Origin of the sequence: Rivibacter subsaxonicus (assembly GCF_004217215.1) — a bacterium.
GTDB classification, from domain to species: Bacteria; Pseudomonadota; Gammaproteobacteria; order Burkholderiales; family Burkholderiaceae_C; genus Rivibacter; species Rivibacter subsaxonicus.
Map to the genome: position 1 here is coordinate 142,960 of NZ_SHKP01000008.1, position 12,796 is coordinate 155,755.

A 12,796-nucleotide genomic window follows, 5' to 3' on the forward strand; every position below is an offset into this window, starting at 1 on the left:
CTCATGCCAACTCTCGATCGACGACTAACGGACACCCTGGCGCGAGCGCTCCCGATGCCCGACAAGGGCTACGAGCTTCACTGGTGCCCGAAGACACCTGGCTTCGGCGTGCGGATCACATCCAACGGTGCCAGGGCTTGGATTGCGGAGCGGCGTCTAGACGGCAAGACGGTCCGGCGCACGCTCGGAAAGGCGTCAGGGCCGGCGTCGATCTCAGGCGAAGCCGCGCGCCGGCTGCAGGTCGACGTTTCGAGCGAACTGCAGCAGGGCGTGGATCGCGCGGTCGAACGGCGTCAGGAGCGCCGCGCCATCAAGGACGAGGCCGCGGCCGATGCACTGACGCTCGACACGAGCCTTCGCAGCTACGTCGAGAAGAAGCGCCGCGGAAAGGATGGCCTGCCGCTCAAGGATCGGACGAAGGCTGACTACCTCGCGATGATCGAGCCAGGGGGCACCACTAAGACGGGTCGGCCGAAGGTGGACGGTGAACTGTTCGTCCTCGCACAGAAGCCCCTGGCAAAGATCACCGCTGACGACATGCGCAAGCTGCACGCGTCGCTTCAGGATCGCGGCGAGCGCCGTGCCGTGTACGCGATGCAGGTTCTCCGAGCCGTGCTCAACTGGCACGGCATCAAGATACCCGGCAACCCGCTGAGCAGGGATGTCGCCGGCCGTGATCGCATCGTCTTGCGCCAGGCTGCGGGCAAGCCCAATCCGATACCGCCTGAGCGTCTCGGCGCGTGGTGGCGCGCAGCCTGCAAGGCGGGCAGCGAAGAGATCGGGGGCAGCGCGGTCGCCGGGGACTACTACCGCTTTCGACTGCTCACTGGAACGCGTGGCGTCGAGGTGTTGGGCGACGACTTCGGCAACCCGCCAATTCGTGTCCGGGACCTCGACGCTGCGGCTGGTCGGATCGTCTTACCCGACACAAAGAACAGGTCGTCGCACGTGCTGTTGCTCTCGAAACAGGCTCTCGCCATTGCCTCGCGCAACGCCGAAGGAAAGAAACCGAAAGACGCGCTGTTTCCCGTGATGGACCCCCGCAAGACCTTGCAGGCGATCAACCGTGCGGCCGGCGTCGCGGTGGCCGGGCACGAACTGCGAGACACCTTCGCCAGCGTCGCCGAGGAACTGGTCAGCGCGTACACGGTCAAGCGCATGGTCAACCACGCCGACGTTGGCGACGTGACAGGCGCCAGCTACATCGGCAAGAGCGAAGCGCAACTGCGCGCCGGGTGGCAGGCAGTCGCGGACTTTGTCGAGCAAACGTCGGTCGTCGAAGGCTAGGCAAACGCTTCGACGCGCGCGCTGCGGCACTTCGCAAGGTGCGCATCGTCGTCGAGCAGTAGATCGGCCGAGTCGGCGTCGGCCAGGTCGTAGACAGCGGCGTCAATCGCAATGCTCACGCGCTCGCGCAGCGTGGCGGCGCGCTTTGCCGGCCCGTGCTCGAATTCCATGCTGACGAGGTCGGCGAAGCACGGGTGTTGCAACGCTCGCTGCAGGCGGGCTTGTTCGAATGATGCGGTCGATGCCAAGATGCAAGTAGCCAATGGATTACCTCGTGCGATGGGGTAGTTCTACGGTCAGGCCGATTGGGTGTTAGCGCACCCGATCGGCCGCTTTGTTTGTGGCGCCGAACTGCGCCGCGAACACAAGGACTGTCCCATGCCACCGCAGGACCGAGCAACGATCGCCCATCGCCGTGCGGGGCTATCGCAAAGTTTGCGAAATTGCGAAACGCGCCTGCGACCACAAAGAAGTTGGTCTCGTGATGCACTTCATGTGCAGTCCGTGTGCACCCCGTTTGCCAGCGAAAAGCGGGTGGCGCTCTTGCCACACCGGTTCGCATTTGCGATACTGAGCGCGAAAGCGAGTCACGCAATGTGATTCGCTCGATCGGATCACATTGCGAGTCACGCAATGTGATACGCACACCCGGTGGAGTTACCGGGCGCGCGATAAGGACTGCTGGTCGACACACCGCCGACCGCGCCTATCGAAGACGCGAGTGAACACGCCCGTGCATGGGCGGGGGCGGTGGGGTTCCAGAACTCCGTCCCATGACTAATCAGATTGCCGTCAATGAGCGCGCTTGCGCTCAAGCCATTGGCATGTCCGTCCCCTGGTTGCGCAAGGATCGTCGCACCAAGCGGCTCATTCCGTTCTTCCGCATCGGCACGGCCGTCCGCTACAACATCGATCGCGTTCGCGAAGCACTTGCCACGATGGAAGAGGGCGGACAAGCGTCGACGACCTCTCGGTCTCGACGCGCTGTGGGGGTAGCCACAGCATGACGGCCGCCGCGACCGGATACCGCCCGCCCGCCACGCTCCCCGAAGAACTGAAGGCCCTAAAGGGCTGGCTCGTGTGGCGCCTGGTGCAACTGCCCGGCGAGTCGAAGCTGCGCAAAGTGCCGTACTACGTCAGCGGCAAGCCGCGCAAGAACCACGGCACCGAAGAGGACCGCGCGCAGCTTGCGACGTTCGACCAGGCGGCCGGCGCATGCGCGAAGGGCGGGTACAGCGGCCTCGGCCTGGCGATCCTGCCCGACTTCGGCGTCGTCGCGCTCGACTTCGATCGCGTGGCCGCGGGCGGCGACATCGACCCCCGCGTGGCCGCCCTGGTCGACGGCACCTACGCCGAGTTCAGCCCGAGCGGCACAGGCGTTCGCGCGTTCTTTAAGGGCAGCCTGCCGAGCCGCAAGAACAACGACCCGGCGCCCGGCGAGTTCGAGGTCGAGGTGTTCGGCACCTCGGGGTTCGTCACGGTCACGGGCAACGTGCTCCCTGACTGCGAACTGTTCGGCAACGACACCACGCTCGCACCGATCACGCCGGCCGTGCGCGCCCTGTTCGCGCAGCGGTTCGGCGCCGCAGCGATGCCTGGCGCAACGGGCGACGATGACGCCGATTGGTTGCTGAGCGTGTCGCCGAAGGTCGGGCTTTCGATCGACGACGCGCGCCGGTTGCTCGAAGGCGTCAGCGCCGACTGCGGCTATGACGACTGGCTCGGCGTCGGCCAGGCGCTGCACCACGAGTTCGACGGCAGCGACGAGGGCCTCGCGCTCTTTCGCGCATGGTCGAACACCGGAGCGAAGCCCGCGGCCGACAAGACGATCACCGGCAAGTGGGCCAGCTTCGGCCGCTACACCGGGCAACCGCGCTCGATGGCATGGGTGCTCAAGGCCGCGAAGGAACAGCGCGCGGTCAATCCGGAACTGGAAGACTTCTGGGCCTACTTGCCGCAGCACAACTACCTCTTCGTTCCTACTCGCGAACTGTGGCCGGGCGGCTCGGTCAATGGTCACGTCAAGAACTGGCCTACAAACCCGGTGAACGGGAAGCCGATCAGGCCCTCGGACTGGCTCGACAAGCATCGATCGCTGCAGCAGATGACCTGGTGGCCTGGTGCTTCTGAGATCATTGAGAACCGCGCGGTGTTCGACGGCGGTGTCGTCGACAAGGACGGCGTTCGAGTCTTCAATCTCTACCGCGAGGCCGAGCCGTTTGAGGGCAATGCATTGCAAGTGGCCCCTTGGCGAGATCACCTTCGCGCCGTGTACCCCGAGGATGCCGACCACATCGAGAGATGGCTCGCGCATCGAGTCCAGCGTCCCGGCGAGAAACTGAACCACGCGCTAGTTCTGGGTGGCGTGCCCGGCATCGGCAAGGACACTCTGCTCGAACCTGTGAAACGCGCGGTTGGCGCGTGGAACTGGCAGGACATCGGGCCGCAGCAGGTGCTCGGCAATTTCAACGGATGGGCAAAGGCAGTCGTCGTGCGGCTGAGCGAAGCACGCGACCTCGGCGACGTGAGCAGGTATGCGCTTTATGAGGGGACGAAAACCTACATTGCTGCGCCCCCAGATGTGATCCGCGTGAACGAGAAGAACCTGCGCGAGCACTACGTCGTCAACGTGCTTGGTCTCGTCATCACAACGAACCATCGCAGCGACGGCCTGTATCTGCCCGCGGATGACCGACGGCACTACGTCGCATGGTCGGACCGCACTAAGGAAGAGTTCGGCGACGCCTACTGGCGCTGGCTGTGGGCCTGGCTCGACGACGGTGGCGCTGCGAACGTCGCAGCCTACCTCCGCTCGCTCGACCTGTCGGGATTCAACCCGAAGGCGTCACCGCCGAAGACGCCCGCGTTTTGGGTGATGGTGGCTGCCGGAGAAGCACCCGAGAGCAACGAACTGCGGGACGCGATCGGTGCTCTCGAATTTTGCGACGCCTTCACGCTGAGCGACCTCGTCGATGTCGCCGGCACGTCGGGTCTCGCGTACGAACTGAACGACCGCAAGCATCGGCGCTCCCTGCCGCACAAGTTCGAGCGCGTTGGCTACGTGCCTGTTCGCAACCCCGACGCAAAGGACGGCGCCTGGGTGATTGGGGGTCGACGCCAGTCGGTCTACAGCAGGGCCGATCTTGCCTATTCGGACCAGGTGAGAGCCGCGAGGGCTCTTCGCGGAATCGGTGGAATCGGTGAAGTCGGTGAAGTTCCACCCGGAAGGTTGAAGGTGTAACTGACATGGAAGGCACCAGTTACAGATATTCCGGTGGGAATGGTTATTCACCGATTTCACCGACAGCACCTACGGCCCGGCGAGACGACCGTGCAGAAACAGTCATGACAAACGAACAGCTTGCACAACGCGCCCTTGACCGCATCGCCACGCGGCACGCCCTGGCCGAGATCGCGGAGCTACCGCTATTGCGAGGCGCCGAGCCCTACGCCTACGTGCTAGCAGTGGCGACGCACCTCGCGGTGCGCTGCGCGCTCGTGGGCGCGTCGGGCGCTCGACCCTGCGATTTATCACGCGCCGGGGGCCCCGAGGCGTCAGCGAGCCCCGCGGGGGCGAAGAGGCCTGCTCGACGAGAGTTTTTGGGACTTGGGAACCTGATTGCCTATCAACAGGATTGCCACACGCGCCGCGCTGGCGTCCATGACTCGACTCGCGTCACGCGTTGGCAGGGAGTCACTGGATGGAGACCCGATGACCCGGTGCTAAGTGTCAAACAGGCCGGTGCCGGTAATAACTGACGCATTGAGCCTAAGCACTTGCGAGGGCGACAAGTAGGATGTGAATCAACAACCAAGCGTCCAGTCGGGGGAGTTAATGACAACAGTCGCTGCAAAGCTCGTGGGGAAGATTCCGCAGTTCGTCGTTGGAGTCGAGTACGGGAGACGAGATGACATTCACCTGAACTATGGTGGTAGCCGGCAGAGCGGCATTTCTTCATCGGCCGTATGCCCAGCAATCTTCTTGTTCACCGGTGACTCCGGTGAGCAGTACGGCTACCGCGACGGGTTCGATTCAGCGGGAGTGTTCTCGTACTGCGGTGAAGGCCAGCTTGGAGACATGGAGTTCAAGGCCGGAAATCGCGCTGTTCGCGACCACGCGCAGGACGGGCGAGCCCTGCATTTGTTCGAGTCTCTCGGCAAGGGGAAGCGGCACAAGTACATCGGCGAGTTCGTGTTGGCGAATCACTCAACGAGAAGAGGCGCCGACCGCAACGGCAACGATCGCAACATCATCGTCTTCCACCTGTTTCCTGTCGGGGCGGAACTCGACCAGGCGGCAGACACGTCGGCGCCGGCCTCGCCTGCTCCTGGTTCGTTGGCTGAAGCTAGACAACGCGCTGTAGAGGCCTGCACTGGAGCTCAGGGATTGGCGGGCAACGCGGCGGTGCAGACGGTCTATCAACGAAGCCGAGCGGTACGCACCTACGTGCTCATGCGTGCAAATGGCAGATGCGAGGGGTGCGCGACCCCAGCACCGTTCGTTGGATTGGACGGCAGACCGTACTTGGAGGCGCACCACACCACACGTCTTTCAGACGGCGGCATTGACCATCCGCGCCACGTTGCAGCCCTGTGTCCAACCTGTCATCGCAACGTTCATTGTGGCCGGGAGGGCCCCAAGTTGAATCTGCGACTAGTTGAATGGCTGACCAGCAGAGAGAGTCCTCAGTTGCCTTCATGAAGACTGAGCTTTTCGCGAGGTTTTCGCAGAGGCATCGCTTCGCCGACTGGCCTTGTGCCGATGTTCCTGCTGTTGCTGCAGGGGTCTATGCGATCTGGGAGGGCCAGGAGCTGATCTATTGCGGCATGTCAGGGAGGCAGTTCGAGGTGGTGGTGTCCTCAAACAAGCAACGCTATGGCCTCTGTACTCGACTTGCCAGCCACGCCTCAGGTCGATTGAGTGGCGATCAGTTTTGCGTGTACGTCGCCAACCGGCTCGTCATCCCGGCCCTTTCGCATGACCAATTGCATTGCTTCAAGTCCGGAGATCTCAATCTGGATGCCCTGACTAAGCACTATGTCCGCGAGCGCCTTGACTATCAGTTCACAGTCGTCACTTCGAGTGGGGAGGCCTTCGCTCTTGAGCGAGAGTGCCGAGCTGGCGTGGTCTTCGGCATGAGGCCAACACTGAATCCTCTATGAAACATGGTTCCACTGGCTGACCATGGCGGCGACCGCAGTCCTCATCGCATGCTTAGTGGTTGGCATCGCTGACGGAGATACGTTGACGGTTCGCTGTGAAACACCTGTTGGACCGACAAGTATCAAGGTGCGGCTTGCTGAGATCGATGCGCCGGAGAAGGCTCAGGCCTTCGGTGAGCGAAGCAAGCACAACCTGTCTGACCTCTGCTTCAATCGGTCGGCAGTTGTCGTTCCACAGACCACTGATCGCTACGGCCGCACCGTTGCGCACGTTGCATGCGGTGGCCGTGATGCCAATGTCGAGCAGGTGCGGGCGGGCATGGCCTGGGTCTACGACAAGTACGTTGGCGATCAATTGCTGTACTCGGTGCAAGAAGATGCTCGTTCAGCTCGCCGGGGCCTGTGGAGTGACCCCCAGCCAATCCCTCCTTGGGAGTGGCGCAACGCGCGGCGCGAGCGCCCATAGAGGCGGCCTCCCCATCGTCGATCGCCGGTAGCGTGGTACTTGGACGAATTCGCGCACATGCGTCTCCGTAGTCGGCGCGACTGCTTTCCTGCTCTGGCCACCACCGCTTGAGCCCACACCGATTCACGTGCAACGGCCACAACGGGTGCGCGATTGTCCGACGACGGCCCTTGTTGACTGAGCCGCGTCAGACGTCTACGAGGTTGGATGCTCCTATCGTGCAGCGCGCCGCCGCGATCATCGGTTCAGCGATCTTCCTGGTCATCGCTCCGGGCACGCTCGCCGTGTACGTCCCTTGGTACCTCACGCACTGGCACTTCGCGCCTCCGCTATTCCCGATCGCGCGCGTGCTCGGCGCCGCCCTGATCGTCGCCGGGTTGCCCATCTTGCTCGATTCGTTCGCTCGCTTCGCGTTGCATGGGCCTCGGCACACCTGCGCCCGTGATGCCTCCCAAGCGCCTCGTCGTCACCGGGTTCTATCGCTACGTCCGCAATCCGATGTACGTCGCCGTCACGGCGTTGATCGCCGGCCAGGGCCTCCTGTTCGGGAGCGTCACGGTGCTGGAGTACGGCGCGATCTTGTGGGCCGGATTCTTCTTGTTCGTTGTCGCCTACGAAGAGCCTGCGCTGGGCGAGCAGTTCGCCGACGAGTACAAGCGCTACCGGGCGAACGTGAGGCGATGGTTACCGCGCATCACCCCATGGCGCGGGTAGGTGGTAAGAACGCTGCGTGCGCGTCGTCGTCCAGCATCGCAGCCGCTACCACTATCCGAGACTCTACGAGGTGGTGAAGCAAGCCGAAGGCAACGCGCCAAGTCTGGCTCTCGCAGTCGAGCGTTGCCGTTCGCTGGTTGATGCGCACGATGAGGCCGACGCGTCGCTGCAGTTGCTGGTCGGTGAAGGTCACTCGGTCAGATGCTGCCCACGGCGCTCAGGTTAGGCAAGGACGGCCTTCGTCGGACTATTGCGCGGGTGCACGAGGCCCGCGATGCCCAAACGTGGCGGCGGCGCGAACGGCACGTGACGGCGCGACTGGTGGCGCCCATGGCACAGCTGCAAGACCCAACGGGACGGCCCCAAATGGCTCAAAGCGCGCCAGACGGCAACTAACAACCACTGTAGTTCTTGCGACCACTCGCTGTGATGGTGTAGGTGCCACCGCGGGGTCCAACGAAACATTGCTGACCGTTGACTGTCTGAACCTGGTCGGCGCGAGGTTGCGCTGTTACTTGACTCGCAGCCGGCGGGTTGTGAACTGCCGGCAAGTGCGGTTGCTGAGGTGTTGGCGATACCGGCTGCACGACTGGGGTTGGTGCTCGGTGGCAGTGATAGTCACCCGTCTTGCGGTTGTTGTGGCATCCATCGGAATTGAGGCCTCCGCCGTGCGCATGTGCTGTCGCCATGTTCACGCAAGCGATGAGGCCTGCAACGAAGAATTGAAGCTTCATGTTCTGTCCATCCCTGGCAGAACGGTACCTACGGAGGGAGGCGTGCTTCGGTAGGGCTTGCCCTCGGATGGCGTCACGATTGCTCATCTCCTTGTAGCTTCTATACTGTATAAACGTACAGTACTGGAGGTGAATCAATGGACACGCTGGAGTGGATCTTTAGATGCGCAATGAGGCTACGTGAGCAGTGGCCACGAGCCGACGAGGTTGAACTCGCCGACACAGCACGCGACTTGTCGCTACAAGAACACTTGCGAGCGCTGGAGCCTGAAGACGCAGCAGTTGCCTGGCTGCGCCAGGGCATCCCATCGGCAGCCTGAGGGCAGCATGTGCTGTTCGATGCGATCCCTGCGCGCCGAAACGGCGCCATCCTTCCCAATTGGATGCGCCACGCTGCACTTGCGCGCGGGCGGCTCGTCGTGGAACAGGCGCATGACCCAGACCTCAACCGATGGGTGCGAACAGCCAGGCTCAGGCGTGAGCAGGACGGCCAGGTGATCGACGCCTTGCCTCCGCTACGCGACGTGCAGATCGTCGCGGTGATCGAAAACAGGATGACGCTGACCGGCTTCGAGATCGGCACCGGTCACGTAACCGAGAAGGCGCACTACCAGCAAAGCTGGTTGCTTGAACTGGTGACGCACGAGACGCTGCGGCGTGAGGCAGAACTCACCGAGCAATGGGTCGCAGACGCCGAACGAAGCCGCGCGTTCAGTCGACACGTGGCAGAGTTCGTCGGACCGCGGAAGCCGATTCCGAGCCACCCGCGCCACAGGCATCGATAGCCGTCGTGGCCTTCATCCAGGAGCATCGCCTAGCTATGGACTCATTCGAGTGGATCGGCCGTTGTGCCCGCCGGATCTTGGAGCTTGACTGCCGGCTCGCGCACGACGATGCCGAAGAGATGGCCCATGCCTTTTGGGCCGCACACGGGGACAAGGATCCGATCGAAGTCGCCAATGGGGACGATCCTGAGGCTGCGGCTGACCGCGGCGAGCCGCTGTCCGAACTGACTGAAGCGCAGTGGGTCGATCGCTACGTCGCGCGCGTCGGCCAGATCACGCTGCCGGCCCAGGTGATCCCGGAGGCCGCAGTCGCCCAAGCGCGTCGCCTATGGCTTGGCTTGTGCCAGTTTGAACCGGAAACGATGGCCGACATCAACTACGGTAACTGGCCAAAGACGTCCGCGCCGTTCTAGCTCGCCGCTCCGCTTTGGGTTTGAGGGCTCTTGCCTAGGCCGCGAGGCGATGCTCGTAGTACGGCCGCTCCCGGTCGTCGAGGATGGCGTACAGCGCCTTGAGGTCGGACGGGTCGGGGTTCAACCAAGCGTCGATGTTCTCGGGCTTGATCGGGATGATGCAGCGGTCGTGACCGGCCGCAGCAACTTCGGCTGGCGGCTCGTCGGTGATGGCGGCGAAGGACAGCAGGTCGGGCTCCCCCGGTGCAGACCACCTTGACCACAGGCAGGCGACCAGCATGTCCTGGGTCGGGCGCGGCCGAAACTCAAGCACGGCATTGCTGCCACCGCGATCCACGTTCTCGTAGAACGCATTGACGACCATGATCCCGTGCGAGTGGCCGAACTGGCCTTTCCAGAAGCCCTCAAGGTTGTCGCGCCGAGCGTTGTAGGTGCCCGGGAATTTGGCGTCGTAGAAGGCTGGCTTTCCCGCTGGCCGGCACTGGTAGCGCATCGGCTTGACGACGCGCCGGCCGTTCTCGATCACCATGACGGGGGCATACCAACCGGGGAAGATCCGCGAGTCGCGGTCCTTGAGTTCGGTGCGGCGCAGGTCAGTCAGCTTGCCGAGCAGCCAGTCGACCTTGTCGGTCGCGATCCGCTTGCTCTCGACGGCGGCCTTGGTGGTCTTGGTCTGCAAGGTGCGCTCGGCGTCGGCAAGGCGCTTGCGCTGCTTGAACAGTTCCTGCTCCCACTCGGCCGCCTGCTGTGCGTTGAACTCGTCGATCACCGCCTTGATGCGGCGCTCGGCATCGTCCTGAGGATCAGCGAAGGCCGCCTCCATCGACTTCGGCAGCTTGATCTTGCGGTCCGAGCATCGCAGCCAGTACCGCTCGTAGTAGTCGAGCAGGCTGATGTCCGCCTTGAACACGCGCTTGAACTTTTTCCACTCGGCGACGATCTGGGCTGAGTAGCACATGGGCGCATCGTAGCTCCCCGGCTGGTAGGCCTACTTCGACGGGATGGAATGAGCGGGCAGCACTTGTTGCCCGCACTTGCCGCTGAAGACTCTCATCAACGCTAGCTGAACCGAGTCAAGGGTGCAGCAGCTAGTGTGACCTGCCGGGCCACACGTGATGTACGGCCTCGACGCCTTGATGCGAGACGGCGCCGATGGACTTGCGCTTGGATCGTGACAGAGGTGCGATCAGTCTCGTACGTGCTAGTCGCTAGACGGATTGATCGGCGCCCTTGACTGGCCAACGCTCCTGACCCTTAGGACTGCAGCTTGGCCCGTGGCAGCCCTGCTTAGATGGCTGCACTCAACGCGACCCGGAACGTAGGGGTAAAAACCCACCAAATCGCTTGCCTCATGACATTTGGCCAAAAAATATCAGCGAAACATGCGTTAATGGCTTCTGAATTCTTGGGGTCTTAAGATTTCGCTGTTTTTTTCGGGTCTCGCAATGCTGCTTAAGTACTCTGCCCAGAACTTCCACTGCTTCGCTGAGAAGGTTGAGGTCTCGTTCCTGCTGACGCAGCGCGACGTTGCTCCAGGTTGGAACCGAGTTTCGCCCTCTGGCCAGCGTGTAACGACCGTCATCGCGGTGCTTGGCGCCAACGGTGCAGGCAAGACAACGCTTGCAAAGATCGGTCCGTTCATCGCCTGGTTCATTCGCGACTCGTTCACGCTCACCCCAGACGCGAAGGTGCCGTGTATGCCGCATCCCACGATGGGGAACGAACCGTCCATGTTTGAGATTGAGGGCGATGACGAAGAAGCCTCTTGGCGGTACAGCCTGACCGTGCGGCCGACCCGAGTCATTCACGAGTCATTGCGCCGGAAGGGCCGCGCGAGCGGCGCTCGCTGGACGCCTTCCTTCACGCGTGATTGGAACGAGAACACCCAAGCCTACGATGTGAAGCAGTACGGCTTTGGCCTTGCGGACACCGAGGCGGCGAAGGTTCGCCAGAACGTTTCGTTCATCTCTTGGGCGAAGCAGTACGGCGTGGCCACCGCAATTGAAGTGTCGGACTTCTACGTCAGCACCAACGTGACCACTGGTGGCTTGGCGGTCCAAACGGACGCGAACTTGTGGGACGCAGCGGCCTACTTCAGCGAGAGCGCCGAGCTGTACGACCAGATGCGGCTACTGCTGCGCGGCTGGGACCTCGGACTCAGCGATGTTCGCCTACACAAGGTCGAGCCCATGTCGCCTGAAGCCGAGACGGCTAGACGCTGGTATCCCATGGGTGTGCACAGCGCCCGCGGTCAACGCTTCGAGTTGCCCTTCGGCTTGGAGTCGAGTGGCACCAAAGCAGCGTTCGTGCTGTTGTGGCGCCTGTTGCCAGTGCTAAGAACAGGCGGCGTGGCTTTCATTGACGAACTTGAGAGCCATCTGCATCCACACATGATCGAGCCCATCCTGCGTCTGTTTCATGAACCGACGACCAACCCGAGGAACGCGCAGCTCGTATTCACCTGCCAGTCACCCGAGGTGCTCAGGCTGTTGCACCGGGCACAAGTCATGTTCGTGGAAAAGGTTGACTGCGAGAGCGCCGCCTACAGAGGCGACTCGATCGCTGGTTTGAATAGTTCGCACAACTTGTTCGCAAAGTACAACGCTGGCGCCCTCGGCGCAGTGCCTCAGTTCTGATCCGCTAGCGCTACTGGTCATGAGGTTGCTCTCCATCTGCGCTGCCGTCGCCATCGGTGAGGGAAAGGGCGAATACGAGTTCGTTTGCCACACCAAGAGCCTCTATCTGCCGCGCGCCTGCGGAACGACGTTGAAGGTGAAGCAGGCCTTCGGCAAGGGGGGGCGCGGCGTGCTCGACTACGCCATCCAGGTTAAGAAGGCCAACGACTTTGATCGCTGCATTGCGGTGCTGGACACAGACACTGACTGGGACGATAGGCAGCGAAAGCGAGCTCGACTTGCCGACATTCTCGTAGTCGAGTCGACGCCGTGCCTGGAAGCTTGGCTGCTTCAGATTCACGAAGTTGGCGGCGTACGCAGCAGCACCGGGCACAAGGAGGAATTTGAGCGGCGCTTCGGTGCACCTGCTCACGACGCCGGTGTCTATGGGCGCCACTTCCCGCGAGCCGTGCTGGATGCTGCTCGCCACCGCGTGGGGCCACTCCGTGAGTTGCTGGCTTCCCTCAATGTGCCGTGAACCGCGCCATCGAACTCAGCTAGGGACCAGGTTCCTGACGCGAGAAGCGGCCATGTTGAGGTCAGCCCCCAACAGCATCGG

The 12,796-nt window shown here is 62.7% G+C and carries 14 protein-coding genes; 11 read left to right on the forward strand and 3 right to left on the reverse strand.

Annotated elements, in window-relative coordinates; translation table 11 throughout:
* The first annotated feature begins 3 nt into the window (after positions 1–3).
* The gene (locus tag EV670_RS16325) at positions 4–1,287 is read left to right on the forward strand and encodes a tyrosine-type recombinase/integrase (protein ID WP_130434111.1); all 1,284 of its coding nucleotides are present in this window, start codon (positions 4–6) and stop codon (positions 1,285–1,287) included.
* Here the strand turns inward: EV670_RS16325 and EV670_RS16330 are convergent.
* The gene (locus tag EV670_RS16330; protein ID WP_130434113.1) at positions 1,284–1,535 is read right to left on the reverse strand and encodes a hypothetical protein; all 252 of its coding nucleotides are present in this window, start codon (positions 1,533–1,535) and stop codon (positions 1,284–1,286) included. The genes EV670_RS16325 and EV670_RS16330 overlap by 4 nt on opposite strands.
* Positions 1,536–2,060: 525 nt before the next feature.
* Between EV670_RS16330 and EV670_RS16335 the strand changes: the two genes are divergently transcribed.
* The 6 genes from EV670_RS16335 (at position 2,061) to EV670_RS18900 (ending at position 7,630) form a co-directional block, all read left to right on the forward strand.
* The gene (locus EV670_RS16335; RefSeq protein ID WP_130434115.1) at positions 2,061–2,294 is read left to right on the forward strand and encodes a hypothetical protein; all 234 of its coding nucleotides are present in this window, start codon (positions 2,061–2,063) and stop codon (positions 2,292–2,294) included.
* Positions 2,291–4,528 (forward strand): PriCT-2 domain-containing protein, encoded by a 2,238-nt coding sequence (locus EV670_RS16340; protein WP_130434117.1) that lies wholly within the window; start codon positions 2,291–2,293, stop codon positions 4,526–4,528. The genes EV670_RS16335 and EV670_RS16340 overlap by 4 nt, the downstream gene beginning before the upstream one ends.
* Positions 4,529–5,086: 558 nt before the next feature.
* A complete protein-coding gene (locus EV670_RS16345; RefSeq protein ID WP_242617018.1) occupies positions 5,087–5,989 on the forward strand; it encodes an HNH endonuclease in 903 nt (300 codons plus the stop codon).
* Positions 5,986–6,450, forward strand: coding sequence for a hypothetical protein (locus tag EV670_RS16350; protein ID WP_130434118.1), 465 nt, complete (start codon positions 5,986–5,988; stop codon positions 6,448–6,450). Before EV670_RS16345 ends, EV670_RS16350 begins: the two co-directional genes overlap by 4 nt.
* Before the next feature lie 22 nt (positions 6,451–6,472).
* The gene (locus EV670_RS16355) at positions 6,473–6,916 is read left to right on the forward strand and encodes a thermonuclease family protein (protein ID WP_130434120.1); all 444 of its coding nucleotides are present in this window, start codon (positions 6,473–6,475) and stop codon (positions 6,914–6,916) included.
* 444 nt (positions 6,917–7,360) lie between these two features.
* Complete coding sequence (locus EV670_RS18900) at positions 7,361–7,630, forward strand: methyltransferase family protein (protein WP_242617019.1); 270 nt, start codon at positions 7,361–7,363, stop codon at positions 7,628–7,630.
* A gap of 392 nt (positions 7,631–8,022) precedes the next feature.
* On the opposite strand, the gene EV670_RS19015 is transcribed toward EV670_RS18900, so the two are convergent.
* Positions 8,023–8,451 (reverse strand): YHYH domain-containing protein, encoded by a 429-nt coding sequence (locus EV670_RS19015; RefSeq protein ID WP_423213590.1) that lies wholly within the window; start codon positions 8,449–8,451, stop codon positions 8,023–8,025.
* A gap of 242 nt (positions 8,452–8,693) precedes the next feature.
* On the opposite strand from EV670_RS19015, the gene EV670_RS16375 reads away from it, so the two are divergent.
* Together EV670_RS16375 and EV670_RS16380 are read left to right on the forward strand one after the other, a co-directional pair.
* Positions 8,694–9,149 carry a hypothetical protein gene (locus tag EV670_RS16375; RefSeq protein WP_130434126.1) on the forward strand — a complete coding sequence of 152 codons (456 nt, stop codon included), beginning with the start codon at positions 8,694–8,696 and terminating at the stop codon, positions 9,147–9,149.
* Between the two features lie 5 nt (positions 9,150–9,154).
* Complete coding sequence (locus EV670_RS16380) at positions 9,155–9,562, forward strand: hypothetical protein (RefSeq protein WP_130434128.1); 408 nt, start codon at positions 9,155–9,157, stop codon at positions 9,560–9,562.
* A gap of 34 nt (positions 9,563–9,596) precedes the next feature.
* Here EV670_RS16380 and EV670_RS16385 read toward each other — a convergent pair whose 3' ends face one another.
* On the reverse strand, positions 9,597–10,520 hold the full coding sequence (locus EV670_RS16385; RefSeq protein WP_130434130.1) for an SOS response-associated peptidase family protein: 924 nt from the start codon (positions 10,518–10,520) through the stop codon (positions 9,597–9,599).
* A 487-nt stretch (positions 10,521–11,007) separates the two neighbouring features.
* Between EV670_RS16385 and EV670_RS16390 the strand changes: the two genes are divergently transcribed.
* Together EV670_RS16390 and EV670_RS16395 are read left to right on the forward strand one after the other, a co-directional pair.
* Positions 11,008–12,198, forward strand: a complete 1,191-nt coding sequence (locus EV670_RS16390; RefSeq protein WP_130434132.1) for an AAA family ATPase — start codon at positions 11,008–11,010, stop codon at positions 12,196–12,198.
* A 19-nt stretch (positions 12,199–12,217) separates the two neighbouring features.
* Positions 12,218–12,715, forward strand: coding sequence for a hypothetical protein (locus tag EV670_RS16395; protein ID WP_130434134.1), 498 nt, complete (start codon positions 12,218–12,220; stop codon positions 12,713–12,715).
* The last annotated feature ends 81 nt before the right edge of the window (positions 12,716–12,796 follow it).